The following is a 25,772-nucleotide window of genomic DNA, read 5'->3' as shown; positions in this document are numbered from 1 at the left end:
TACTTTGTCTTCATTAAAAAGTAATTTATTTGAATTAAAACAAAATCTGAAGTTTTGTAGCTTCAGATTTTTTATTTTTTATCTGTATTACTAATAGCTGCCTTTAAGGCAATAGCTATATTTACAATACAAAAAAATGCAATAAAAAGTGAGTTAAACCAACTACTAGAAAACACAATAAACTTTACAAAAATGTTGAAAATAAATACTAACAAAAACAAGTTTGATAAAACTAAAAGTACCTTATATTTTTTTGGCATTAGAATAGTAATTTATTAAAATATACAAGCGCTAAATTACAAAAAATTAACCTCTTCTTCGCATTCTATTATTTCTCATTTCAGCCATTTTTTTTCGAATGGTTTTAGAATATTTTTCTTTGGTAATTTCTGTACCTCTATCTGGAGCCTCTATCTGCACAGATTCTCCTTTACTGATAGTTACTTCGGTGCATAAAAGAGTGGTGTTATTTACGTTAACTTCTAAAATTAAACCTGGTAAACCCCAAAACTCTCCAGGGCCATGTGCCAAGGGAATTTGTGATGTATACCAAGCTTCTACCACAACCATATTTTCTTTTTTATCTGAATCGGTATTTTCTTCATTTCTTAAATCGCTCCAAGAAAAATTATACCAATTTAGTTCTATATTAGGTATAAATGCTTTTGCTTTGTAACATGTATACGCTCCAATTTGTTTAGTTTCTGTGCCTAAAACCCAATCTATTTTATATAAATTATCTTTTACTAGAAAACGTTTGCCATAAAACTCTTGGCTTTGTATCAATTGGGTAGTTTTAATATTTTTATACTGTTCACCCCTAGAAAAATAAGCTCCCCAAGAATCTGTCGCACCAGAAATAGCATCAATTTTTGTGTCTTCTTTAAAAGAGGCTTCCTGTTTGTTAAAAGTTAATATGTACTTTTTTTCGAGTCTATTTTTCAATCTTGCAGCAACTTGCTTTTTTTGTGCTTCACTTAGTCTTGCTCCCCAATTGCCTAATTCCATTTTAGATTTAGAAACATAAATGGCTTTTCCATTAAAATTCTGTGCAGTTACAGATGAATTTGAAATTAAAAATAATATCAATGTAAATACTAAAATTTTAAAGCTAGCTGATTTCATGATTTGATTTTTTGTTTAACAAACTTAAATAAATAATAAACGAAAATTTATCAATTACTAAATATTAACAATAATTTATGTTTCAATTGTATTTAAAAAATAATACCTAAAAAAATTCATTGTGAATAAAAAAAGACTCGTTTAAAAACAAGTCTTTTTCTAGTAAATATATGGTGCTTTTACCATCTAATAATTACACTACCCCAAGTAAAACCACTCCCAAAAGCTGCTAAAACAACCAAATCGTTGTCTTTAATTTTACCTTTTTCCCAAGCCTCTGTTAAAGCTATAATTACTGAGGCTGCTGTTGTATTTCCATATTTCATGATATTGTTATATACATTATCATCAGGTAATTGAAACTTCTTTTGTATAAACTGAGCAATACGTAAGTTGGCTTGATGTGGAATTAACATATCAATATCTTCTTTCTGTAAATTATTGGCTTGTAAACCTTCAATAATTGCTTCAGAGAAACGAGTTACAGCGTGTTTAAAAACAAATTGCCCATTCATGTATGGAAAATAAGATACATCATCAGGATCATTTGCTTCTAAAATTTCTGGCACCCATCTTTGGGTTGATGGTCCGTCTAACATCAATTCTCTTGCATGTTTCCCTTCAGAATGTAAATGTGAGGATAATATACCTTTTCCTTTTGCTTCAGATCTTGTTAAAACTGCAGCTCCTGCTCCATCACCAAAAATAACAGTAACACCTCTACCTCTTGTAGATTTTTCTAATCCACCAGAATGATTTTCGGCACCAATGACCAAAATATTTTTATACATCCCTGTTTTTATAAATTGATCTGCAACAGACATGGCATATATAAAACCAGAACATTGGTTACGAACATCTAATGCACCAATAGTTGGCATTTCTAATAAATCTTGAATTTGCACACCACCTCCAGGAAAATACATATCTGGACTTAAAGTTGCAAACACAATAAAATCGATATCATCTTTGGTTAAGCCTGCTCTTTCTATAGCTATTTTTGCAGCTTTTGCCCCCATAACAGCTGTAGTATCATCTGTTTTTGGGTCTATCCAGCGTCTTTCTTGTATACCTGTTCTTTCCTGAATCCATTCATCTGAGGTATCCATAAATTCCTTTAAATCGTTGTTGGTAACAACATTTTCTGGAACATAATATCCTAACCCTGCTATTTTAGAATTATACATAATATTGTAATTTTAGTTATGTGTTTATTGTGGTTAGCTAAAATAGACAATTTATTTAGATTCTCATTTTCAAAGGAATGACAATTTAAACAAATATTTTAGTCAGATACTCAGGAATATTTTTTTTGATTAAAAACTGACGAAACGCATCAATTTCTGTCATCTTGTCACAAACCTCTTTTTGGTATTTTTTTTGACTATTTAAAATCAAATTATAAAAAATAACTGTTTGTCAGTTTGATTGAATTTTTAGGAATAAAAAATTGTATCGAGAATAATTAAAGCTTTTCGATACGATTTTTAAAAAAAATAATCACTCAAAATGACATTAACAAAAACTAAAATAAACATAAAATTATGAGCAAAGGAAACATTAATGTATCAGTAGAAAATATTTTTCCGCTGATTAAAAAATTCTTGTATTCAGACCACGAAATCTTTTTACGCGAATTGATTTCTAATGGAACAGACGCCACAACAAAATTAAAACACCTTATTTCTATTGGAGAAGCAAAAACAGAATTAGGAGATGCCAAAATAGAAATTAGCATTAATAAAGATGCTAAAACCTTAACCATTAAAGATCAAGGTTTAGGTATGACTGCTGATGAAGTAGAAAAATACATTAATCAAATTGCATTTTCTGGTGCAGAAGAATTTTTAGAAAAATACAAAGACGACAAAAATGATACAGGTGTAATTGGGCATTTTGGTCTAGGTTTTTACTCTGCTTTTATGGTAGCTGATAAAGTTGAAATAATTACAAAATCGTTTAAAGACGAACCTGCTGCACATTGGACTTGTGACGGTTCTCCTGAATACACCTTAAAGGAGCATGATAAATCTGACAGAGGTACAGAAATTGTGTTACATATTGCAGAAGACTCTACAGAGTTTTTAGAAGAAGGTAAAATTCGTGGTTTATTAACCAAATACAATCGTTTTAACCAAGTGCCAATTAAATTTGGAATGAAAAAAATAAACGATCCTGCACACAAACCAAAAACCACTAAAGATAAAGATGGTAAAGAAACTACAGAACCTCATAGACAAATTGAGGTAGATGATATTATCAATAACACAAACCCTGCTTGGACAAAAGCACCAGCAGATTTAAGTGATGAAGATTACGTAAACTTTTACAGAGAATTGTACCCAATGCAATTTGAAGAATCTTTATTTCACATTCATTTAAATGTAGATTACCCTTTTAATTTAACAGGTATTTTATTCTTCCCAAAGCTGTCTCAAAACTTAGACATGCAAAAAGATAAAATTCAACTGTATCAAAATCAAGTATTTGTAACCGACAATGTAGAAGGTATTGTACCAGACTTTTTACAAATGCTAAAAGGGGTAATTGATTCTCCAGACATTCCATTAAACGTTTCTCGTTCTTATTTACAAGCAGATGGTGCTGTTAAAAAGATATCTGGTTACATTACTAAAAAGGTAGCAGATAAATTAACATCTTTATTTAAAAAAGATCGTGAAGATTTTGAGAAAAAATGGAACGATATTAAAGTGATTATTGAATACGGTATGCTCTCTGAAGACAAGTTTTTTGACAAAGCCAAAAAGTTTGCTTTATACCCAACTGTAGATGATACTTTTTTCACTTTTGATGAATTTATCGAAAAAACGAAAGACACACAAACAGACAAAGATGGCAACCATGTAATTTTATATGCAGCCAATAAAGATGCACAACACAGCTATATACAAGAAGCCAAAGCAAAAGGTTATGAAGTATTGTTGTTAGACTCGCCAATAATTTCTCATTTAATGCAGAAATTAGAAACTTCTGGGGATGGAAAAATTAAGTTTTCTAGAGTTGATGCAGACCACGCAGATAATTTAATTAAAAAAGATGATAATGTAATTTCTAAATTATCTGACGAGGAAAAAGAAAAACTAAAACCTGTAATTGAAGGGGCTGTAAACAATTCTGCTTACAAGGTTCAGTTAGAAGCTATGGATTCTAATTCTTCTCCTTTTATAATTACAGTACCAGAATTTATGCGTAGAATGAAAGAAATGCAAGCTTCTGGCGGAGGTGGAATGATGGGAATGGGCAATATGCCAGATATGTACAACTTGGTGGTAAATACCAACAGCCCATTAGTTTCTGAAATTTTAGCGGCAGATGAAGACAAACAAAAAGGTTTAATTTCTCAAGCTTTTGATTTGGCTAAATTATCTCAAAACTTATTACATGGTGAAGATTTAACAAACTTTATCAAACGTTCTTACGAATTGATTAAATAATTCTTTCTATCATTTCTGCACAGGCAGAAATCTATAAAAACTAAAACCTCTTTGTGTAAGCATTGAGGTTTTGTATTTGACTTTCACAAGAAAAACAACTAAATTAGTTTAATATCTAAAATAAAATATGTGAACGTTTTATATTATTTTAGTTGTAGGCAATTCGAGAAGAATAAAAGTAGGATTCAAAAAAAAAATGAGTAGCTAAAAGTTTTATTTAAATGAAGGTTGAATACCATTTTTTAACAGTACATGATAGAAAAATGGTAAAGTAAAATTAAAAAAGAATATGTTTCAAAAAGAAAAAAATCGAAGTAATAATTAAAAGAGATCTTCGCTTAAGGCGCAAATTTATAAAAATTAAAGTTTGACAATATTTACCATAAAAAAAGCCGAGATTAAAGATGTTAAGGCTTTAACAGAAGTTGGCAAAAAAGCTTTTTTTGTTCCTCATAAAGACGCAATTCCAAAAAAAATTATGGATACGTATATCCAAACAAATTTTAATGAGAAACAATTATTGAGTGAAATTACAAATCCTCAATTTCAATATCATTTAATTTATCATAACCAATCTTTAGCAGGTTTCTCTAAAGTTATATTCAACCAAAAAAATGAACATATAGCCTCTAACCATGTTACTAAATTAGAGCGTTTTTATTTGCTAGAAGACTTTTATGGTTTAGGTTTAGGGATTGAGCTTTTTAAATTTAACCTAGAACTCTGTAAAAAAAACAATCAAAAAGGTATTTGGCTATACACTTGGATTAAAAATTATAGAGCACTATCGTTTTATAAAAAAGTAGGCTTTCAAAAAATTGCTTTGTACGATTTTCCTATTTCTGAAACAGAAACTAGATTAAACGATTTATTATATCTAAAGTTATAGAATAACTATTCATATTTCTTTAAAAAAAAAATGTAAAATTACTTCACTTTTAAGTTATTAATCGTAATATTGCAATAAATAAATTAACATGGGACTTACCAAATCAGAAATATTTACTGCACAACAAAATAATATTGCCAATATTGCTAAAGTTTTAGGGCATCCTGCAAGAATTGCCATATTAGAATATTTACTAAAATTAAAAAGTTGTGTTTGTGGAGATTTGGTAACAAAAATTGGTTTGGCTCAACCTACCATTTCTCAACATTTAAAAGAGCTAAAAAAAATAGGAATTATTAAAGGAAACATAGAAGGCACAAGTGTTTGTTATTGTATAAACGAAGATAATTGGCTAAACATAAAAAATACATTAAACACGTTTATCAATAACATAACAGAAAACACCTGCTGTTAAAAAATTATATATTATGAAATTATTAGACATTAAAAATCACTTAAAAAAATTAGATACAATTGCATTTGAATTACCAAATGGAGAAATAGTTGCTAGCCATTTTCATGTGACCGAAATTGGTAAAATAACTAAGGTATTTATAGATTGTGGAGGCAAAATTAGAGAAGAAAACGTGATTAGTTTTCAACTTTGGGAAGCCAATGATTATGATCATCGACTGCATCCAGAAAAATTAATAAGTATTATTGAGTTATCTGAAAAGCAATTCAACTTAGATAATTTAGAAATTGAAGTAGAATATCAAGGAAAAGAAACAATTGGAAAGTATGGTTTAGATTTTAACGGAACCAATTTTCTATTAACCTCTAAAAAGACCGCTTGTTTGGCTTTAGATGCCTGTAACATTCCAGAAAAACCAAAAGTGAGAATTACAGCCAATGGTGTGGTAAATAGTTGCAAACCAAATTCTGGTTGCTGTTAGAAAAGGGACTTTATTTAAAGTAAAAAGCCTCCAACTTTAAACTAGTTGGAGGCTTTTTTTATTAGTCTAATTTTTTAGCATTGTCTACCTTTTGTTTGGTTAATGCTATTTCTATAACCTGTTTCATATCTGTAACATAATGAAAAGTTAAGCCTTTTAAATAGCTTTCTTTTATTTCTAAAATATCTTTTCGATTATCGTTACAAAGAATTATTTCTTTAATATTAGCTCTTTTAGCAGCTAATATTTTTTCTTTAATACCACCAACTGGCAATACTTTACCACGCAAAGTAATTTCGCCGGTCATGGCTAATTTATTTTTAACTTTACGTTGTGTGTAAGAAGAAACCAAAGAGGTTAACATAGTAATACCTGCACTTGGACCATCTTTTGGTGTAGCACCTTCTGGCACATGAATATGCACGTTGTATTTTTCTATAATTTCTGGTTTTATACCAAACTCTTCTGCGTTCGATTTAATGTATTGCAAAGCAATTGTTGCAGATTCTTTCATAACATTTCCTAAATTACCAGTTATAGAAAGATTTCCTTTTCCTTTAGATAATATAGATTCTATAAATAAAATATCTCCACCAACACTTGTCCAGGCTAAGCCAGTAACTACACCAGCAACTCCATTATTTTCATATTTATCTCTATTTCTTGGAGTTCCTAATATTTTTTCTACGTCTTCTTGGGTTGGGCTTATATTATAATCTTCTTCCATAGCAATAGATTTTGCTGCAAAACGCACCACTTTTGCAACTTGTTTTTCTAAGCCTCTAACACCAGATTCTCTTGTATAGCCTTCTACAATAGTTTCTATTTGTTTTTTTCCTAACTTTAAATGTTGGGTTGTTAAACCATGTTCTTTTAATTGTTTTGGTAATAAATGTCTTTTGGCTATTTCTACTTTTTCTTCAATTGTATAACCTGTTACATTAATAATTTCCATTCTATCGCGCAAAGCCCAAGGAATTTGGCCTAAATTATTAGCTGTTGCTATAAAAAGTATTTTAGATAAATCGTAACCAACTTCTAAATAGTTATCATAAAAAGCAGTGTTTTGCTCTGGGTCTAAAACTTCTAACATTGCAGAAGATGGATCTCCTTGATGACTTTGACCTAATTTATCAATTTCATCCAATACAAAAACAGGGTTAGAACTTTCTGCCTTTTTTAAATTCTGGATTAAACGACCAGGCATTGCACCTATATATGTTTTTCTATGTCCTCTAATTTCTGCTTCATCTCTTAAACCTCCTAAAGACATACGAACATATTTACGCCCTAAAGCCTCTGCAACAGATTTTCCTAAAGATGTTTTACCAACTCCTGGAGGTCCATACAAACAGATAATTGGAGATTTCATATCATTTCTCAGTTTTAAAACTGCTAAATGTTCTATAATTCTTTCTTTAACTTTTTCTAAACCAAAATGGTCTCTGTCTAAAATTTTAGTTGCTCTTTTTAAGTCGAAAATATCTTCTGTATATTCTCCCCAAGGCAACTCTAACAACAACTCTAGATAACTTCTTTGTACACCATATTCTGCCATTTGTGGATTCATTCTTTTTAAGCGACTCAACTCTTTTGTAAAAGTTTCGTTTACTTCTTTAGTCCACTTTTTGGTTTTGGCTTTTTTGCGCATTTCTTCTAACTCTTGGTCGTTAGAAACGCCACCTAACTCTTCTTGTATGGTTTTTAATTGTTGATTTAAGTAATATTCGCGTTGCTGTTGGTCTAAATCTTCTCTAGTTTTAGACTGTATATCGTTGCGCAATTTTAATTTTTGAAGCTCTTTATTTAAGTTTTTTAGAGCTAATAATGCACGTTCTTTTAAGTTATCTTTTTCTAAAATAACTTGTTTCTGAATCACACTTAAATCCATATTAGAAGAAATAAAATTCACTAAAAATGAGTTGGATTTAATGTTTTTAATTGCAAAAGAAGCCTCCGTAGGCAACATAGGGTTTTCTTTAATTACCTCTAAAGCTTGCTCTTTAATCGATTCTATAATCGCTTCAAATTCCTTTTCATCTTCTACAAGTCTGTCTTCAAAAGCCTCTTTTACAGTAGCTTTTAAATACGGTTTTTCTTGCAGAACAGTATCAATTTCAAAACGTTTTTTACCTTGTATAATTACAGTTGTATTCCCATCAGGCATTTTTAAAACACGTAAAATTTGAGCAACCACACCTGTTTGGTGTATATCTTTTAAGGTTGGCTCTTCTACATCTTCATTTTTTTGTGCTACTACTCCAATTACTTTATCGCCTTTATTTGCGTCTTTTATTAACTGAATAGATTTGTCTCTACCGGCTGTAATTGGTATTACAACACCAGGGAATAAAACCGTATTTCTAAGTGGTAAAATGGGTAAAGTTGTAGGTACACTTTCATTATTTATAATTTCTTCATCTTCTGGAGTCATTAAAGGAATTAACTCAGAATCTTCATTCAGCATACTATTTAGCGACAAATTGTCTATATGTATTCTTTTTGGTTTGCTCATCTTCTATATATCTGTCATACTGACATTGATTTTTTTATTCCGAAAAATCAACATCATTTTCATTAAACTTAATATTTTGATTTTCAATAATTTAAAAACAAAAACAGTTATTATCTATTATTATTAAAACAATTGTTGTGCCAAAGGATTTGATGATAGCATGCTAAATATTATTTTTGTATTAATGGAAACAATTAAGCAAACCACAAAAAAATACTAAATGCTGTTGCTAAAGCTGTAGAGCTATTTGGTATGATAGAAAATGGCGATAAAATTATGGTTTGTCTATGCTGGTGGAAAAAATAATTCACCATTGGTAGCAAGATTTTCCAAACAGAAGTACTGTTATGGTGAATGCTTTGCAAAACGTTTATCCTTCTCATTTATTAGATAGCAGCTTATATGGTTTTATAAACCTAGAAAGTAAAATTTTAGAAACTTCAAATCAATAAATTTTAGGATAAATATTACGTTCGTTTACCTTTCTTCTTAAAATAGTTACTTAAAATAAAAAGTTTATTTTTATTTTTAGAAAAGTGTCACAATTTAAAGATCACTCTGTCTCTAGTATAGAAACGTTTTATTGAAAACAAATCAACCACATATAACCAACCTTATAGAATGCTGCAAAAAAGACGATAAAAATGCGCAGTTAGAATTGTACAAATGCTATTATATGGCAATGTACAATGTTGCTTATCGTATTTTAAAAGACCGTTTTGAAGCAGAAGATATTATGCAAGAAGCTTTTTTAGCCGCTTTTACAAAAATACATATGTATAAAGGTAAAGTTACTTTTGGAGCTTGGTTAAAAAGAATTGTTATTAATAAAAGTTTAACGCAATTAAAGAAAAACAATAGGTACTCTGAAATTAAGATGGAAGTAATTCCTACAGAAAATGAAGAGGAAAAAACCATAGATTACAAAACTTTAAATACAAGCAAAGTAAATGATTGCCTACAAAGTTTAAAAGAAAATTACAGAATCATTTTAAATTTACATTTCATAGAAGGCTATGATTATGAAGAGATTGCACAGATTTTAAACTATACCAATGAAAATGTTAGAACAACAGTTTCAAGAGCAAAAAAGAAATTAAAGCAAGTAATACTTGCCAATAACATAATAGAAACAAGAATTAATGAAAGATAAATTACATCGATTTTTTTCTGATAATAATGTTGATTTAGTAAAACCACATTCAGGGCATTTAAAACGCTTCGAACAAAAGTTAAACGCATCTAAAAAACACCAAAAAACCTCATGGAAATGGCTAAGAATTGTAGCTTCTGTTATTCTTATATTGGGTTTTTGGTTGGGTAGCAATCATCAAAAAAAACAGATAGACTTGGCAGATGTTTCTCCAAAAATGGAGGAAGTGCAAGATTATTTTGTATCTACCATCAATCAAGAGTTAAAAACGATAGAGGAAAAAAGAAATTTAGAAACAGAAACCATTATAGAAAATGCTTTAGACGAACTAGAAGAATTAGAAGACAGCTACAAAGTTTTTATTAAAGAACTTACTAAAAATGGCAAGCAAAAAAGAATTATTAGTGCGATGATTAAAAACTATCAAAGACGCTTAGATATTTTAGAAAGAACCCTAAAACAAATAAACCAAATTAAAAATCCAAAATTTTTAGAAGATGAAATTTATATATAAAATTACCATATTAACCTTCTTAATCCCCTTAGTAACTTTTGGAAGTATTGATAAAGAAAAGCACGAAAAAACTAAAATTATTTCAAAAGAATATAGCGTAAATGCAGATGCTAAAGTAGCTATTAATAATAAATATGGAGATTTAAATATTACCTCTTGGAACAAAAATCGAGTTGAAATTGAAGTACAAATAACTGTAAAAGGTGACGATTTAGATGAAGTTGAAAGCAAGTTAGAAGCGATACAAATCAATTTTAACGCAAACAGCAACTTCGTTGAAGCTGAAACTGTTATAGAAAAAAACCGAAGCAATTGGTCTTGGTGGGGCAATAGCAAAAATGTGAATTACAAAATAAATTACATTGTTAAAATGCCAAAAACTAATAGTGTCAGTTTAAATAACGATTACGGTAGTATCTATTTAGGTGATTTAGATGGCGATGCATCAATTAGCTGCGACTATGGTAAAATTTCTGTAGGAGAATTATCTTCAGACAATAATAATATCAATTTAGATTACTGCTCGTCATCTTCTATAAAGAGAATAAAAGAAGGTTCTGTAAATATTGATTATTCTAAATTAACGATAGATAATTCTGAAAGGATTAAGTTAAACGCAGATTATTCTACCATGAAATTCGACAAGGCTGGTTCTATCGATTTTAATCAAGATTATGGTTCTATTTCTATAAATGATGCCGCACAAATTAACGGAAATACAGATTATGTAACCATGCGATTTGGTACTGTAAGAAATCGATTAACTATAGACACCGATTATGGTTCTCTAACTATTAAAGATTTAAAAAGTACTTTTGATAAAGTAGATATTAATGCACAGTACACTGGCATTAGAATTGGGGTAGAAAATGGTATTAATTTTGATTTTGAAATTGATTTACAATACAGCAGTTTTAAAAGAAATGATGATAATATAGAGTTTTACAAGAGTATTTCTAAATCTACTAAAAAATACTACGAAGGTAAATATGGAAAAGGAAATTCGAAGGCAAGCCTAAAAATAAACTCGCAATATGGTAGTGTTAAAATTGAAGAAAATTAATTTCAAAAACAATCAAAAAAAACATAAAAAATGATGACAAAAAAAATACTTTTAGCTAGTTTATTTATTGCTTTTTCTTTCTCTGTAAACGCACAAAGTTGGTGGGGAAACAACAAAAAAGTAAAAGGAAATGGAACTATAATTATAGAAAAAAGAACAACATCTAATTATGATGCCATTACTGTTGGAGGCTCATTTGATGTTGTTTTGATTAAAGGAACAGAAGGAAATATAACCCTTAAAGGAGAAGAAAATATCATTCCTTTAATTGAAACAGAAATAAGTGGTGGTACTTTAAAAATAAAGTATAAAAAAAACACAAATGTTAAAACTACTAGAAGAATGGTAGTTACTGTAACTGTGTCTGAAATAGAAAGTATTGCATTGGGTGGTTCTGGAAATATTGAATTAGGTATAAATGCTGATGAAACCAATGTAAATATTGGTGGTTCTGGCAACATTGATTTAAAAGGGATAACTAACAATTTAAAATGTGCTATTGCTGGTTCTGGTAGTATTAGAGCTTACAATTTAACTACGAGCGAAATAAATGCAACTATTGCAGGGTCTGGTAGTGTAAAAGCAACTGTAAAAAATAAAATTAAAGCCAATTTAATTGGATCTGGCAGCATATATTACAAAGGAAATCCGAAACAAATAGATAGCAAATCTATTGGTTCTGGCAGTATTATAGAAAAGAATTAAACCAAACTAAAAATTTCTGTATTGTTTTGTTTCTTCAAAAACGTGGTCTAATATTTTTTTATCTATATCATTAAAAAGTAAATTTCTTCGTTTTAAAACTGCTGTTACCACCTCATAAACTTTATTTGTTTGAAAAACGGTAAAACCAGATGAACCACCCCAACTAAAAGAAGGTATAAAATTTCTTGGAAAACCACTACCAAAAATATTGGCGCTTACACCAACAACTGTTCCTGTATTAAACATGGTATTGATACCACATTTAGAATGATCTCCCATTATTAAACCACAAAACTGCAATCCTGTTTTTGCAAAACGATTGGTTTCGTAACTCCACAATTTTACTTCAGCATAATTATTTTTTAAATTCGAATTGTTGGTGTCTGCACCTAAATTACACCATTCTCCAAGAACAGAGTTTCCTAAATAACCATCATGCCCCTTGCTAGAATAGCCAAAAATAACAGAATTACTAACCTCTCCTCCTATTTTAGAAAAGGGACCAATTGTGGTGTCTTTATATATTTTTGCCCCCATTTTAACAACAGCATTATTACACATGGCAAATGGGCCTCTAATTGCTGATCCATCCATAATTAAAGCATCTTTACCTATGTAAATAGGCCCTTCTGATGCATTTAATGTAGAAAAAACAATTTTTGCTCCTGGCTCTATAAAAACATTTTCTTTATTTAAAACTGCAATTCCCTCTGGTATAGGTTCAGATATTCTACCTTCTGTAAGTAAATTAAAATCTTCTTGAATTGCTTTTCCATTCAAGCTAAAAATATCCCAAGTATTTTTTATTTGTATGATTTCTTCTTCGAATTCTATTTGATTGTAAGCATCAAAATCTACTTCTTCTTGAGAATCTGTTGTGTAAAATGCAATTACATCATCTCCTTTAAAAATTGCCTCATTTTTAGACAAGTTTTTTACTTTTTCTACCAATGATTTAGTTGGGCAAAAAGAAGCGTTTATAAGAATGTTTGTATCCAACTCTACAATTGGATATTTTTCTTCTAAATAAGCCTCTGTAATGGTTGTTGTGGTTAAGCCTAAATATTTTTCCCACTTTTCTCTAATGGTTAAAATACCAATTCTAATATCTGCAACAGGTCGTGTATATGTTAATGGTAATAGAGCTTGCCTAACATCACTATCAAATAAAATATAATTCATTTTTTCTTTTTAGAATAATGACAAATTTACTTAAAAAAGCATAAAAAAACCGATTGTTCTACTTACAATCGGTTTTAAAATATAGAATTAAAAAAAAATTAATTTTTTATAAATGTCTGACTTCCAATTTTAGAATCTGTAATCACTTTTAAAAGATAAACACCTTTGCTAAGACTATTTACATCAATTTTACTATCTAAATTGCTTACTTTTTTAGAAAGTGTTAATCTACCCACGTAATCATAAAATTCTACAGATGCTTTTTCTACACCAGAAGGTAATTGAATGTTTAGATTTTCTGTTGCTGGATTTGGAAACATATCAAAATTTAAACGTTTTGCATCTGAAATCGTTAAAGAAGGGGTAGATACAGAACTTCCTAAATAAACTTTATCTCCAGAATTACCTCCAATACCATTTCCTGACACAGATGAACCATAAAAAGTAATTCTACCTTGTTCAGTCGATGGAGATTTCCATTTAAAAGTCCATGAACTTTGTGAATTTCCGTTACTTGTATGAATAATTCTTGAATTATCTGCAGCTGTTTGTGTATCTGAACTTGTAGAAATAAAAGTTCCGATTTTTGAATTGTTTGCGTCTCTTTCTGCTGTTACTTGAAAACCATTTCTAGAACCTCCATCTGTATTGGTTAATGTAACTGTATAATCTGTATTAAATTCGTAACCTGTAGTTGGAATATTTGTAGTTATTGTAATATTACTTTTACTTGCTGTACCTGTATGACATTGTGTACAGTTTGCACCACTGTCTCCTGGAGAGCCTGATAATGAATTTGGATTTCCAGCGGAAAAAGAAAGTAAAATAAATGCAGAAACAGGTATGGCTAATAGTAAAAATTTAAAAAAGTAGTTTTTTTTCATAATTTAAAGTTTAATCAGATTGATATATTAGGTATTGTCGTAAATATTTTTAAAATTACTGAATAAATTTCTTTAAATGATAATTTTTTTTTTAAATATAATTTTATGAAACATGATGTTTTATTAGAAATTAAAAAAATTACAAAAATTTGATACACAAAATAAAATATATCTTAAAGAAAAAAACCATTAAAGCGAAAAATAAATACTAAAAAAATATGCTTCTCCTAATAGTAAGATTTGTATTTTTGAATTATAAAAAAAATTATAGGCGTTTTAGTTAGTACCGCAATTATACTAACTGTTTTATATTACCTTTTTATATATTTGATTACCTATAGTACAGGTGTACGTTCTGGTGAATTAATTAAAATAAGTAGAAAAGGTATTTTGGTAAAAACTTGGGAAGGAGAAATTAGTCAAGGAATTTCTGGTGCTCAAATATTTATTTTTTCTGTGGAAGATAAAAATGAACAAGTGCTAAAAGATTTACAAAAATATCAAGGAAAATATGTAAAACTGAATTATAAAGAACGTTATGCTACTTTCTTTTGGTTAGGAGACACCAAATATTTTATTACCAAAGTAACCCAAGAAGACTCACCACATTTTAGAAGTAAAAACATGACAAATGATTAAAAAATTTAAAAGTATTAAAGAATCTCAACTAACAATTACAGAATTAATGTTGCCTTCTAATTCTAATTTTAGTGGAAAAATTCATGGTGGCTATATTTTAAATTTGATGGATCAAATTGCTTTTGCTTGTGCCTCTAAACATTCGGCTAATTATTGCGTTACAGCTTCTGTAAATAGAGTCGATTTTTTAAATCCTATAGAAGTTGGTGAATTGGTTACTTTAAAAGCTTCTGTAAATTACACTGGTAGAACCTCTATGGTTGTTGGTTTACGTGTAGAATCTGAAAATATTAGAACTGGCGAAACCAAACATTGTAACTCTTCTTATTTTACAATGGTTGCAAAAGATAGCCATGGCAAAAGTGCTCCAATACCAGGTCTTATACTAACCAATAAACAAGAAATTAGACGTTTTACCAGATCTATTGTAAGACAAAGTGAAGGAAAAAACAGAACTTCTAGGTTTAGTAGTAAAGCTTTTAAAACTGAGGATTATATAAACTTGTTAAAAGAAAGTAACTCTAAAATAGAACTAAGTAATTAGTATTCTAATCCAATAATTTTTCTAACAGCGTCTAAAGTTTTTATTAATTTTTCAGAAAAATCAAAAGTCATAATATCACTTTCTTTTTTACTATCTCTTATTAATTGATTAAAATGTTCAATCTCGAAATTATAACCAATTGTTTGAGATCCAAAATCTATGATTTCTTTTTTACCATTTTTAATAACGGTTAAAGTTGTTGGCATATGAAACATGGTATTCATAATAACGGTTGCATCCTCAAAAGTAAAAATAGCTTCTGTTTTGGTATTCTCTTTAATGGTGCTGTTTAAATAAGCTTTCACTGTATCATAATCGAAAACCATATTACATTCAGAGTCTGCTCCATTATCAAAAAAACTTGCATTTGCCTCTATATTTTTTGGAACACCTAAAGTAGATAATGCAGCAAAAATTGGATATATACCAATATCTAACAAGGAGCCTCCACCCACTTCTTTTTTAAATAATCGATCACTTTCGTCAAATTCTCTATTAAAACCAAAATCTGCTTTTAGCTCTTTTAGCTCTCCAAACTTTTTACTTCTAAAAACATCTAAAACATACTTGTAATGTGGTAAAAAACAGGTCCATAATGCTTCCATTAATAAAACATTTTTTTCTTTAGAAACTGCAATCATTTCTTGTACCTCTTGCCAAGACATTGCAAAAGGTTTTTCGCATAAAACTGCTTTGTTATGATGTAAACAAAGTATAGAATTTTCTTTATGAAAACTGTGTGGAGTTGCAATATACACAGCATCAACCTCTGGGTCTTTTGCTAATTTTTCATAAGAGTTGTATGCATTCTTAGCATTATATTTTTTTGCAAATTCATCTGCCTTTTCTTGACTTCTAGAAGCAACTGCAACTAATTCTGCATTATCTATGGTTGCTAGGTCTGTAGCAAATTTATGGGCTATATTACCCAAACCTATAATACCCCATTTAATTTTTTTTTGCATCATAACTTAATCCTTACTCATACTGTTTATATTTTTAATTTTTCTTTTGTTGGAATAAATATTTGCAAAATTATGGCAATTCCCATTACCAAAGCGCAGCCTAACAAATTGAGCCATAAATAAGGTAACCAATCTAAAAGATAAACAGCAATAATGATGGTTTGCGTAATTAAAGCTGCTATAAAAACAGCATTTCCTTTCACAAATTTAATAAAAAATGCCAATAGAAAAATACCTAAAACATTCCCATAAAAAATAGACCCAATAATATTTACTAACTGTATTAAATTATCGAATAAATTGGCAATACAGGCTACAGAAATGGCTATAATACCCCAAGCTAACGTAAACCATTTAGAGGCTTTTACAAAGTGTTTTTCTGTCTTATTTTCTGTTACATTTCGCTTATACAAATCCATAGCAGTTGTGCTTGCCAAAGCATTTAATTCTGATGCTGTAGAAGACATCGCTGCAGATAAAATTACGGCCAATAAAAGTCCTATTAACCCTCTTGGTAAATTGTTTAAAATAAAATGAATAAACACATAATCTTTATCATTAGATTCTATTTTTTTTAAAAGATTTTCTTCATCAATCTTGTCTATAATTTCTTTAGCTTGTTTTTTTACTTGTAAATCTGCAACATTTAATTGTTGCACCCTTCGTTTTTCGTTTTCTTGAAAACCATTTGCAAAAATTGCCTTTTTTGTTTTTTCTATTTCTCTATGTTTACTTACTAAGTTGCTATATTCTTGCGCATATTTCGATTTTCTAATTTCATCATTGGCATCTGGATTAAAATTTAACGGTGCAGGATTAAATTGATAAAACACAAACACCATAACACCAATCAACAAAATAAAAAACTGCATAGGTACTTTTAGCAAACCGTTAAATATTAGCCCTAACTGACTTTCGAGAACAGATTTACCTGATAAATAACGTTGCACCTGACTTTGGTCTGTACCAAAATAAGACAACATTAAAAAAGTTCCTCCTAAAATTCCTGTCCAAACTGTATATCTATTGCTTAAATCGAAAGAAAAATCTAACACTTCCATTTTATTACTAGCGCCAGCAATTTCTAGTGCATTTTTAAAAGTAATGTTTTCTGGCAACTGACTCATAATCATAAAAAACGCTATCAGCATTCCTATAAAAATGATAATCATTTGCTGTTTTTGTGTAACATTTACTGCTTTTGTACCACCAGAAACAGTATAAATAATTACTAAAATTCCTATAATGATATTTAGCATTAGTAAATCCCATCCTAAAACTGCAGATAAAATAATTGCTGGGGCGAAAATGGTAATTCCTGCAGCTAAACCACGTTGAATTAAGAACAAAATAGCTGCTAAACTCCTGGTTTTTAAATCGAATCTACCTTCTAAAAACTCATACGCAGTGTACACTTTTAGTTTGTGATAAATAGGAATAAAAACCACACAAATGATAACCATTGCAATAGGCAAACCAAAGTAGAATTGTACAAACCCCATTCCGCTATGAAACGCTTGCCCAGGTGTAGATAAAAACGTTATGGCACTGGCTTGTGTTGCCATTACAGAAAGTCCAATAGTCCACCATTTAGAATCGCTACCCCCTTTTATGTAATCTGTTACGTTGGTGTTTTTTCTGGTCACATAGGTCCCATAAGCCACTATAAAAATTAAAGTTATAGAGAGTACAATCCAATCTATTGCATGTAATTTACTCTGTACTTCCATAGATTAAATGGTAAAGTAATTCGTTATAAAATAAAAAATAATCAAGTAAATTAGATTGGCTACTAAAACCAAAGTATATGCTTTTTTCCAAGTGTATTTTTGTTGATTCACTTTATTTATTTTTTGAAGCTATTTCCTGCTTTGTTTTATTTTTTTTGATATTTGTTTTTCATATAAACTTATTATAGGTTCCTGCCTTTACAGAGATAACAAATTTTACTAATTCGAAACTTTGCAGCTTTGAAACTTTAAAATTACTCCTTCCCTACAGACAACATATTTGCAAATAATTTATAAGCTCCAGAAACCCCTGCAGGTAATTCTCTAAAAAAACTCAACCCCGTATAAATGTAATTTCCTTTGCCGTATTTTGCAATTAGTAAACTTCCGTTTTTTGGCGTTTCTCCTTTGTCATTCATCGATAAAATTGCTGTGTAATTTTCATCCCAAGAACTTGGAAAATACAAACCACGTTCTTGCACCCAACCTTTAAAATCTTCATCGGTAATTTTATTTGGAAAATTTAAAAGCGAATGAGTTTTATCTAAAATTCTTACTTCTGCAAATTCATCTGTAACTCTATCTCTAGAAAGTTTTAACGGAAATGGTGGTAAAACATCTACATTTCTGTTGGTGTTGTATTGCACAATCAGGTTACCTCCATTTTTTACATATTCTAATAAATATTTTTGTTTAAATTTTAGTTCTTTTATTACATTGTAGGCTCTAATTCCCAAAACAATAGCATCAAAATCTTGCAAGTTATTAGAGGTTATTGTAGATGGCTTGATTTCTGAAACTGAGTACCCAATCTGTCTTAAATTTTCTGGAATGGCATCTCCTGCACCTTTTATATAACCAATTTTATTACCAACTGTTTTAATATTTAAACGCACAATTTTAGCTTTAGAGGCTAGTAAAACAGATTGCTTTGGTATGTGGTTGTAATTAATTTCTACCAATTCTTTCTTATAGACTTTTTCATCAGAAATAGCCACAACTTCTAATTTCCCTTCAGATTGGTTTTTTGGAGGTGTTACCAAAAAGCTAACAGTTTGTTTGTCGTTTTTTTGCTGAATTTTAAAATTTATTTCATTTGGAGAAACATCCCAACTTGTTGGAGCTTTTAAACTTACTTTACCTGACACGTTATTAGCACCAGATCTAACCTCTACAGGAATTTTCTTTGGCTGATCATCAGAAAAAATAAGTACTTTATCTTTTAGTTTCGTAGTTATTTTTGGTAAAATTTCAAAAGGTTCGTAAATTTCCCCTTTGTCACGTTCTGCATATCTCCTTACTACATTTTTAGTCATCGAAATTGGGGTTTCATCAACAATTAAATTGAAATGTATTTTTGAAGGCCTTGCTGTCTCTGGTTTTCCAATCAATTTTTGGTTTTCCACAGCATACATACCTAATGTAGCTTCTTTTCTTAACCAATAAGGATCTGAGTAAAAACTTGTTTTTAGAGTAATATTTTCTGTAAAATTAACTCTTTTGTTTTGCTCTAAATTCAACTCTTTTACAATGGTTCTTTTATCAATTGTAGATGTTATAGATGTTAATTCGATGTTTGTATTACTTCTATTTAATGCTTCAAATCTAAGTTGAACAGTATCATTAGGAGTTGCAGAAGATGTTTCTGCAGACGCTTCTAAATACAAACCTGCACAAGCCTCTATAATTTCTTTAATTTGATTCTCTTTAATCGTTCGCCAATGATTATCTGTTAATTTTTGAATCATTGAATACGCCATTAATAAAGCTGGCAAATGTTTAGAGGGATTTACAAAATCGAAATTGTTCTCTACTTCGTATAAAATATCGCCAATTTCACCACCTTTTTCAAGTCGATTCCAAGTGGTATTTATTCCCGAAAAAATATTGTTTTTATGTTTAGGTTTATCACCTTTTAAAAACTCTACATATTCTTTTTGGCTACCTCTTGTAGTTAATCTACCAAAACCTTGACACAAATGCTGGCTGCTTGCTAAAGATGCTAATTCGTTATTAGACAGCCCTTTTAAAGGATAATATACCCCAACATCAAAAGAAGTCAGTTTGCCTTTTGTAGCTTTTTCAAAATCTTCTTGGTTTCTATAAAACCAAGATGAAGTATTAAAAAATAATCTTTTGGGTTGCCATGTATCTATATATTTTAATTGTGCCGAATATTGATTTTTATCGCCAACTTTGTCAAAAGCCTCTACACTTAAAATTGCAGAACTTGTATGATGCCCATGGGTGGTTCCAGTAGTTCTGTGATCAAACCTATTAATAATTACATCTGGTTTAAAATTTCTAATCACCCAGATCATATCACTTAAAACTTCTTCTTTATTCCATATTTTTAGAGTTTCATCTGGATGTTTAGAATAACCAAAATCATTGGCTCTTGTAAAAAATTGTTCACCACCATCAATATTTCTTGCTGCTAATAATTCTTGAGTTCTAATAACTCCTAATAACTCTCTAATTTCTGACCCAATCAAATTCTGTCCTCCATCACCACGTGTTAAAGATAAATAGCCAGTTCTTGCTTTAACATTATTAGCTAAATAAGATATTAAACGTGTATTTTCATCATCTGGATGTGCTGCAATGTACAAAGCTGTTCCTAAAAAATTTAATTTTTGAATTTTCTCGTAAATTTGATTTGAGTTTAATTTAGGAGGTTTCTGAGCAAGTATTGTTGTAGAAATTAGTAAAAACCCTATAATAAAGCGTACACGTTTTTTCATTGTTTCAAATAAAATGTATTGTAAGGTCGAGCGCAGTCGAGACCTAAGTAAAGCTTCTCGACTGCACTCGAGGAGATATTTATTTTTTTTTAGAGCAAAATGTATGCAAACAAATGTACTTTTTTTATCATCTAAAATAAATGAATTAACATAATTATAACGTTTTGTAATTCATCAACAAAAATGCTCATAACCTGTTAATAAATTAATTTTCAGAATCACATATTAAAGTTATATTTGTAATACTAATTAAGATAAGAAAATCAATGAAATTTATTGTATCGAGTTCACAATTATTAAAACAATTACAAGTTTTAGGTGGCGTTATAAATAGTAATAATACTTTACCAATTTTAGACAACTTTTTGTTTGAATTGTCTGAAAATCAATTAAAAATTTCTGCTTCAGATTTAGAAACCACTATGAGTTCTGTGGTTGATGTAGAAAGTGACAGCAATGGTTCTATAGCTGTTTCTGCACGTTTATTACTAGATACTTTAAAAACGTTTCCAGACCAGCCTTTAACTTTCAAAACAGAAGGTGATAATACGATAGAAATTAGCTCAGACCAAGGTAAATATGACATGGCTTATTTTGGTGGTGATGAATTCCCAAAAGCGGTTTCTTTACCTAGTCCAAGTAAAACAGTTGTGCCTGCGCATATTTTAGGAACGGCTATTTCTAAAACTATTTTTGCAGCGGGTAATGATGATTTGCGCCCAGTAATGAGTGGTGTATTTTTTCAATTTAGCTCACAAAGTTTAACTTTTGTGGCTACAGATGCACATAAATTGGTAAAATATGCTAGAACCGATGTTACTGCAGATCAAACTGCAGAATTTATTATGCCAAAGAAACCTTTAAATCTTTTAAAAGGTATTTTAGGAGGTTCTGAAAGCGATGTAACTATAGAATATAACGATGCCAATGCAAAATTTACATTTGACAATGTAGTTTTAGTTTGCCGTTTAATTGATGGAAAATATCCTAATTACGAGGCTGTTATACCTAAAGAAAATCCAAATAAATTAACCGTAGATAGAGCTTCTTTTTTAAACTCTGTAAGACGTGTGTCTATTTTTTCTAGTAAAACAACACACCAAATTCGTTTAAAAATGGCAGGAACAGAATTAAATATTTCTGCAGAAGATTTAGATTTTGCAAACAAAGCAGATGAGCGTTTAAGTTGCGATTATCAAGGTGATGATATGCAAATTGGTTTTAACTCTCGTTTTTTGAGTGAAATGTTAAACAATTTAAATTCTAACGAAATTTTAATTGAAATGAGCTTACCAAATAGAGCAGGAATTTTAACTCCTATTGATGGTACAGATGAAGGAGAACAAGTTACTATGTTAGTAATGCCTGTAATGTTGAATAATTAACTTTAGATTATAAGAATCTTACATTAATAGATATATCAAAAAACCACAATCAAATGATTGTGGTTTTTTGTTTACTTTTAGCAAATGAATTTCCTAGCACACCTTTACTTATCACAAAACAACACTAATATTTTAATTGGTAACTTTATTGCAGACCATATTAGAGGCAATAATTTTTTAATGTTTTCAAAAGAAATACAACAAGGTATTTTTTTACATAGAGAAATAGATACGTTTACAGATGCACATGAAATTGTTAGAAAAAGCAAACGCAGATTACATAAACGTTACAGACACTATAATGGTGTAATTATAGATATTTTATACGACCATTTTTTAGCTAAAAATTGGACCAATTATTCTGTAATCCCGTTAGATATTTATACACAAGGAATCTATAATCTTTTTACTAAAAAAGCTACTGAATTGCCTGTAAAATCACAGCAATTTATTACCTATATGATAGAGTACGATATTTTATACAACTATCAATTTGAAGATGGAATTGAAAGAGTTTTAAAAGGAATGAATAACAGAACCAAAGGTAAATCTCAAATGGATTTAGCGATTGAAGATTTGAAAGAATTAAGTCCAGAATTAGAAAACGACTTTACTTTATTTTTTGAAGATTTACAAGAATTTACAAATCAGAAATTAAAAAAACTTATTATATAACCCTTAATAAATAATAATGATACAACCCTTCCACCTAGCAATTCCAGTTCAAAACTTAGAAAAATGCAGAATATTTTATAGAGATATTTTAAATTGCAATGAAGGTCGATCTACAGAAGATTGGGTAGATTTTAACTTTTTTGGGCATCAATTAGTAATTCATGTAAAACAAGATTTTAAACCTCAAAGAATTTCAAACGAAGTAGATGGTTATAATGTGCCTGTTCCACATTTTGGTGTGGTTTTAACTTGGAAAGATTGGTATACTTTAGCAGATAGATTAAAAGAAACCAATACAAAATTTGAAATTGAACCTTGTATCCGTTTTAAAGGAAAAGTAGGCGAACAAGCTACAATGTTTTTTATGGATCCAGAAAATAATGCACTAGAGTTTAAAGCTTTTAAAGATATTGGGCAGTTATTTGCAAAATAATGCAACTATTAGAAACTCACATAGCAAAAAAACAAGAAAAATCGATTCGTTTTCAAGAATATGGAGTCGGTATTTTTAATACCGTTTCCACAAAATCTGCTATCAAAAAAGCTATCAAAAAAGAGCTAATTTTTATTGATGGTATTTTGGCAACAACATCGAAATTTATTTCTGGTGGAGAAAAAATTAAATTATATCAATCAGAAAAAAATTCTAGTTTTAAAAGATTAAAATTAGATTTAGAGGTTTTATATGAAGATGATTTTCTAGCAATTGTTAACAAACCTGCAGGAGTTTTAGTTAGTGGAAACAAATTTGTAACCATTACAAATGCACTCCCACAAAATTTGCAAAAAAGCACTCAAAAAGATGCTGTTAAGCCACAACCTATCCACAGATTAGATTATCCCACAAGTGGATTGTTATTAGTGGGAAAAACAAGTTCGGCAATTCAGAGATTAAGCCTATTATTTAAAAAGAAACAAATTCAAAAAACCTATTACGCAATTACAATTGGTAGCATGTGTGCTGCAGCTATTATTCATTTTAAGGTAAATAATAAAAATGCTTCTACAAAATTTAAGGTTTTACAATCTGTAAAATCAGAACGCTTTAAATATTTGAACTTGGTAGAATTACAACCAAAAACAGGTAGAAAACATCAATTAAGAAAACATTTATCAAGTATTGGTCATCAAATATTAGGTGATACAATTTACGGGAAATCAGATTTAATTTTAAAAGGAAAAGGATTGTATTTACATGCTTCAAAATTAGAATTTGAACATCCAATAACCAGTGAAAACATTATTATTTTTAAGGAGTTTCCTAAAAAGTTTACTCGTATTTTTAAACATATTAAAACAAACTAAAAATTAAATGAGTTTAAAAACTATTAAACCCTAAAAACTCCAAACATGTTTTAGATTATTACCAGCAAAATAAATAATTTCTTTTTAAAAGTAATAAATTAGCTTTATTATTATAAAATATATAAAATGAAGCAGTTTTTTAAAGTTTTAAGTGGGGTAATTTTAGTGTTATTTGTTGGTGGAATTATCTATTATTTTGCAAAAAACGAAGCACTCCCAAAAGGTAAAGCAGGAAAAGATGCAGATGCGCTAGCTATAAAAATGATAAACGCTTTAAATAGCGATGCTTTTAAAAATACAGAAGTAATTGAATGGAGTTTTAGAAATGTGCATCATTACAAATGGTACAAACAAGAAAATATTGTTCATGTTTCTTGGGATAATAAAAAAGTAGTTTTGAATACAAAATCACCAGAAAAATCTACTGTTTTTATAGATAACAAAAAAACTAAAAACAGCGAATTAATAACACAAGCAAAAGATTTTTTTAACAATGATTCTTTTTGGTTAGTAGCACCATATAAAGTTTTTGATAAAGGTACAGAAAGACGACTTGTAAAACATCAAGGTAAAGAGGCTTTACTAATAACATATACTTCTGGTGGCTCTACTCCTGGAGATTCTTATTTATGGATTTTAGACAATAATTATTTACCAAAATCTTATAAAATGTGGACAAGCATTTTACCAATTGGAGGTGTTTCCGCAACTTGGCAACCTTTAAAAACAACAGAATCTGGTATAAAATTACCTACAAACCATAAACTTTCTTTGTTTGGATTAGAAATTCCAATAACTAATGTAAAGGCTTACAACGCAAAAGCAAATGAGTTAGCCAACAAAGTTTTAAAAGCGATTAAACATAAAGCTTATAAAAATACAAGATATATAGAATGGAGTTTTGTTGGAAAAAGAAGTTTTAAATGGGACAAAGAAAAGCATATTGTAGATGTTTCTTGGGATTCAATTCGCGTTCATTTGTTTCCAGAAAAAAAAGAAAAGAGTTCAGTATATTTTAATGATAAACTAAAAAAAACAGCAGATTCTACCATTGTAAAAAAAGCTTGGGATATTTTTAATAACGATTCTTTCTGGTTGGTTGCACCTCATAAATTATTTGATAATGGCGTTATTAGAACTCTAGAACAAGTTAATGATAAAACTGCATTAAGAGTAACCTACACAAGTGGAGGAACAACCCCTGGAGATTCGTATATTTGGATTTTAGCCGATAATTATGTGCCAAAAAGCTATAAAATATATCTAAAAAACAAACGAATGAATGGCACATCTGCAACTTGGGAAGATTGGATAACCACAGAAAGTGGTGCGTTGTTGCCAACAAATCATACATTTGGCAATGGTAGAAAATTAAGTATGGGAGAAGTAAAAGGATATAACTAA

At 29.5% G+C, this 25,772-nt stretch carries 23 protein-coding genes; 15 read left to right on the top strand and 8 right to left on the bottom strand.

Annotation, left to right across the window (positions count from 1 at the left end; all coding sequences use genetic code 11):
- Nucleotides 1-306: 306 nt before the first annotated feature.
- A complete protein-coding gene (locus AC2D6T_RS04135; protein WP_484680560.1) occupies nt 307-1,125 on the bottom strand; it encodes a GLPGLI family protein in 819 nt (272 codons plus the stop codon).
- Nucleotides 1,126-1,304: 179 nt separating this feature from the next.
- Entirely contained in the window at nt 1,305-2,312 is a 1,008-nt protein-coding gene (locus tag AC2D6T_RS04130) for a 3-oxoacyl-ACP synthase III family protein (protein WP_298948101.1), read from the bottom strand.
- Nucleotides 2,313-2,669: 357 nt separating this feature from the next.
- Between AC2D6T_RS04130 and htpG the strand changes: the two genes are divergently transcribed.
- The 4 genes from htpG (at nt 2,670) to AC2D6T_RS04110 (ending at nt 6,365) form a co-directional block, all read left to right on the top strand.
- Nucleotides 2,670-4,580: a molecular chaperone HtpG gene (gene htpG / locus AC2D6T_RS04125; protein ID WP_484680559.1), complete on the top strand. Its 1,911-nt coding sequence runs from the start codon at nt 2,670-2,672 to the stop codon at nt 4,578-4,580.
- A gap of 367 nt (nt 4,581-4,947) precedes the next feature.
- Nucleotides 4,948-5,469 carry a GNAT family N-acetyltransferase gene (locus AC2D6T_RS04120; RefSeq protein WP_484680558.1) on the top strand — a complete coding sequence of 174 codons (522 nt, stop codon included), beginning with the start codon at nt 4,948-4,950 and terminating at the stop codon, nt 5,467-5,469.
- Between the two features lie 88 nt (nt 5,470-5,557).
- Entirely contained in the window at nt 5,558-5,884 is a 327-nt protein-coding gene (locus AC2D6T_RS04115) for an ArsR/SmtB family transcription factor (RefSeq protein ID WP_298948098.1), read from the top strand.
- Between the two features lie 13 nt (nt 5,885-5,897).
- The gene (locus AC2D6T_RS04110) at nt 5,898-6,365 is read left to right on the top strand and encodes a DUF6428 family protein (RefSeq protein WP_438988645.1); all 468 of its coding nucleotides are present in this window, start codon (nt 5,898-5,900) and stop codon (nt 6,363-6,365) included.
- Between the two features lie 61 nt (nt 6,366-6,426).
- Here the strand turns inward: AC2D6T_RS04110 and lon are convergent, their stop codons facing one another.
- Nucleotides 6,427-8,880: an endopeptidase La gene (lon, locus tag AC2D6T_RS04105; protein WP_298948095.1), complete on the bottom strand. Its 2,454-nt coding sequence runs from the start codon at nt 8,878-8,880 to the stop codon at nt 6,427-6,429.
- A 583-nt stretch (nt 8,881-9,463) separates the two neighbouring features.
- Here lon and AC2D6T_RS04100 point away from each other — a divergent pair.
- From AC2D6T_RS04100 to AC2D6T_RS04085, 4 genes are read left to right on the top strand one after another with little or no spacing between them, the layout of a single operon-like run.
- Nucleotides 9,464-10,033 carry an RNA polymerase sigma factor gene (locus tag AC2D6T_RS04100; protein ID WP_484680557.1) on the top strand — a complete coding sequence of 190 codons (570 nt, stop codon included), beginning with the start codon at nt 9,464-9,466 and terminating at the stop codon, nt 10,031-10,033.
- Complete coding sequence (locus tag AC2D6T_RS04095) at nt 10,023-10,547, top strand: hypothetical protein (protein WP_484680556.1); 525 nt, start codon at nt 10,023-10,025, stop codon at nt 10,545-10,547. Before AC2D6T_RS04100 ends, AC2D6T_RS04095 begins: the two co-directional genes overlap by 11 nt.
- Entirely contained in the window at nt 10,531-11,610 is a 1,080-nt protein-coding gene (locus AC2D6T_RS04090) for a hypothetical protein (protein ID WP_484680555.1), read from the top strand. The genes AC2D6T_RS04095 and AC2D6T_RS04090 overlap by 17 nt, the downstream gene beginning before the upstream one ends.
- 30 nt (nt 11,611-11,640) lie before the next feature.
- On the top strand, nt 11,641-12,315 hold the full coding sequence (locus AC2D6T_RS04085; RefSeq protein WP_484680554.1) for a head GIN domain-containing protein: 675 nt from the start codon (nt 11,641-11,643) through the stop codon (nt 12,313-12,315).
- 6 nt (nt 12,316-12,321) lie between these two features.
- On the opposite strand, the gene AC2D6T_RS04080 is transcribed toward AC2D6T_RS04085, so the two are convergent.
- Both AC2D6T_RS04080 and AC2D6T_RS04075 read right to left on the bottom strand, forming a co-directional pair.
- Nucleotides 12,322-13,497 (bottom strand): GlmU family protein, encoded by a 1,176-nt coding sequence (locus tag AC2D6T_RS04080; RefSeq protein ID WP_484680553.1) that lies wholly within the window; start codon nt 13,495-13,497, stop codon nt 12,322-12,324.
- Nucleotides 13,498-13,595: 98 nt separating this feature from the next.
- Complete coding sequence (locus AC2D6T_RS04075; protein ID WP_484680552.1) at nt 13,596-14,381, bottom strand: choice-of-anchor V domain-containing protein; 786 nt, start codon at nt 14,379-14,381, stop codon at nt 13,596-13,598.
- Between the two features lie 255 nt (nt 14,382-14,636).
- Between AC2D6T_RS04075 and AC2D6T_RS04070 the strand changes: the two genes are divergently transcribed.
- Complete coding sequence (locus AC2D6T_RS04070; protein WP_484680734.1) at nt 14,637-15,020, top strand: 6-phosphogluconate dehydrogenase; 384 nt, start codon at nt 14,637-14,639, stop codon at nt 15,018-15,020.
- The gene (locus AC2D6T_RS04065) at nt 15,013-15,564 is read left to right on the top strand and encodes an acyl-CoA thioesterase (protein ID WP_484680551.1); all 552 of its coding nucleotides are present in this window, start codon (nt 15,013-15,015) and stop codon (nt 15,562-15,564) included. The genes AC2D6T_RS04070 and AC2D6T_RS04065 overlap by 8 nt, the downstream gene beginning before the upstream one ends.
- Here AC2D6T_RS04065 and AC2D6T_RS04060 read toward each other — a convergent pair.
- The 3 genes from AC2D6T_RS04060 to AC2D6T_RS04050 all read right to left on the bottom strand — a co-directional run bounded on the left by AC2D6T_RS04060 (nt 15,561) and on the right by AC2D6T_RS04050 (nt 21,003).
- Nucleotides 15,561-16,532 carry a Gfo/Idh/MocA family protein gene (locus AC2D6T_RS04060; RefSeq protein ID WP_484680550.1) on the bottom strand — a complete coding sequence of 324 codons (972 nt, stop codon included), beginning with the start codon at nt 16,530-16,532 and terminating at the stop codon, nt 15,561-15,563. The two genes, AC2D6T_RS04065 and AC2D6T_RS04060, sit on opposite strands and share 4 nt — an antisense overlap.
- Nucleotides 16,533-16,555: 23 nt before the next feature.
- Nucleotides 16,556-18,259 (bottom strand): sodium:solute symporter family transporter, encoded by a 1,704-nt coding sequence (locus AC2D6T_RS04055; RefSeq protein WP_484680549.1) that lies wholly within the window; start codon nt 18,257-18,259, stop codon nt 16,556-16,558.
- 254 nt (nt 18,260-18,513) lie between these two features.
- Nucleotides 18,514-21,003: a PIG-L family deacetylase gene (locus tag AC2D6T_RS04050; RefSeq protein WP_484680548.1), complete on the bottom strand. Its 2,490-nt coding sequence runs from the start codon at nt 21,001-21,003 to the stop codon at nt 18,514-18,516.
- A 266-nt stretch (nt 21,004-21,269) separates the two neighbouring features.
- Between AC2D6T_RS04050 and dnaN the strand changes: the two genes are divergently transcribed.
- The 5 genes from dnaN (at nt 21,270) to AC2D6T_RS04025 (ending at nt 25,772) form a co-directional block, all read left to right on the top strand.
- Nucleotides 21,270-22,388 (top strand): DNA polymerase III subunit beta, encoded by a 1,119-nt coding sequence (gene dnaN, locus AC2D6T_RS04045; RefSeq protein ID WP_298948082.1) that lies wholly within the window; start codon nt 21,270-21,272, stop codon nt 22,386-22,388.
- 84 nt (nt 22,389-22,472) lie between these two features.
- Nucleotides 22,473-23,063: an acyl carrier protein phosphodiesterase gene (locus tag AC2D6T_RS04040; RefSeq protein WP_484680547.1), complete on the top strand. Its 591-nt coding sequence runs from the start codon at nt 22,473-22,475 to the stop codon at nt 23,061-23,063.
- 16 nt (nt 23,064-23,079) lie between these two features.
- Nucleotides 23,080-23,496, top strand: a complete 417-nt coding sequence (locus AC2D6T_RS04035; protein ID WP_298948080.1) for a VOC family protein — start codon at nt 23,080-23,082, stop codon at nt 23,494-23,496.
- Nucleotides 23,496-24,368, top strand: a complete 873-nt coding sequence (locus tag AC2D6T_RS04030; protein WP_484680546.1) for an RluA family pseudouridine synthase — start codon at nt 23,496-23,498, stop codon at nt 24,366-24,368. Before AC2D6T_RS04035 ends, AC2D6T_RS04030 begins: the two co-directional genes overlap by 1 nt.
- Before the next feature lie 126 nt (nt 24,369-24,494).
- A complete protein-coding gene (locus tag AC2D6T_RS04025) occupies nt 24,495-25,772 on the top strand; it encodes a hypothetical protein (protein ID WP_484680545.1) in 1,278 nt (425 codons plus the stop codon).

The organism is Polaribacter sp. YIW18 (assembly GCF_057219325.1).
Note: the sequence above shows the minus strand (reverse complement) of the source record. Positions and strands in the feature narration are given on the sequence as shown.

Excerpts from the sequence above, each read along its gene's own strand:
- AC2D6T_RS04135 (WP_484680560.1), bottom strand. The coding sequence starts at position 1,125 with ATGAAATCAGCTAGCTTTAAAATTTTAGTATTTACATTGATATTATTT.
- AC2D6T_RS04130 (WP_298948101.1), bottom strand. The coding sequence starts at position 2,312 with ATGTATAATTCTAAAATAGCAGGGTTAGGATATTATGTTCCAGAAAAT.
- htpG (WP_484680559.1), top strand. The coding sequence starts at position 2,670 with ATGAGCAAAGGAAACATTAATGTATCAGTAGAAAATATTTTTCCGCTG.
- AC2D6T_RS04115 (WP_298948098.1), top strand. The coding sequence starts at position 5,558 with ATGGGACTTACCAAATCAGAAATATTTACTGCACAACAAAATAATATT.
- AC2D6T_RS04110 (WP_438988645.1), top strand. The coding sequence starts at position 5,898 with ATGAAATTATTAGACATTAAAAATCACTTAAAAAAATTAGATACAATT.
- lon (WP_298948095.1), bottom strand. The coding sequence starts at position 8,880 with ATGAGCAAACCAAAAAGAATACATATAGACAATTTGTCGCTAAATAGT.
- AC2D6T_RS04095 (WP_484680556.1), top strand. The coding sequence starts at position 10,023 with ATGAAAGATAAATTACATCGATTTTTTTCTGATAATAATGTTGATTTA.
- AC2D6T_RS04090 (WP_484680555.1), top strand. The coding sequence starts at position 10,531 with ATGAAATTTATATATAAAATTACCATATTAACCTTCTTAATCCCCTTA.
- AC2D6T_RS04085 (WP_484680554.1), top strand. The coding sequence starts at position 11,641 with ATGATGACAAAAAAAATACTTTTAGCTAGTTTATTTATTGCTTTTTCT.
- AC2D6T_RS04080 (WP_484680553.1), bottom strand. The coding sequence starts at position 13,497 with ATGAATTATATTTTATTTGATAGTGATGTTAGGCAAGCTCTATTACCA.
- AC2D6T_RS04075 (WP_484680552.1), bottom strand. The coding sequence starts at position 14,381 with ATGAAAAAAAACTACTTTTTTAAATTTTTACTATTAGCCATACCTGTT.
- AC2D6T_RS04065 (WP_484680551.1), top strand. The coding sequence starts at position 15,013 with ATGATTAAAAAATTTAAAAGTATTAAAGAATCTCAACTAACAATTACA.
- AC2D6T_RS04060 (WP_484680550.1), bottom strand. The coding sequence starts at position 16,532 with ATGATGCAAAAAAAAATTAAATGGGGTATTATAGGTTTGGGTAATATA.
- AC2D6T_RS04055 (WP_484680549.1), bottom strand. The coding sequence starts at position 18,259 with ATGGAAGTACAGAGTAAATTACATGCAATAGATTGGATTGTACTCTCT.
- AC2D6T_RS04050 (WP_484680548.1), bottom strand. The coding sequence starts at position 21,003 with ATGAAAAAACGTGTACGCTTTATTATAGGGTTTTTACTAATTTCTACA.
- dnaN (WP_298948082.1), top strand. The coding sequence starts at position 21,270 with ATGAAATTTATTGTATCGAGTTCACAATTATTAAAACAATTACAAGTT.
- AC2D6T_RS04040 (WP_484680547.1), top strand. The coding sequence starts at position 22,473 with ATGAATTTCCTAGCACACCTTTACTTATCACAAAACAACACTAATATT.
- AC2D6T_RS04035 (WP_298948080.1), top strand. The coding sequence starts at position 23,080 with ATGATACAACCCTTCCACCTAGCAATTCCAGTTCAAAACTTAGAAAAA.
- AC2D6T_RS04030 (WP_484680546.1), top strand. The coding sequence starts at position 23,496 with ATGCAACTATTAGAAACTCACATAGCAAAAAAACAAGAAAAATCGATT.
- AC2D6T_RS04025 (WP_484680545.1), top strand. The coding sequence starts at position 24,495 with ATGAAGCAGTTTTTTAAAGTTTTAAGTGGGGTAATTTTAGTGTTATTT.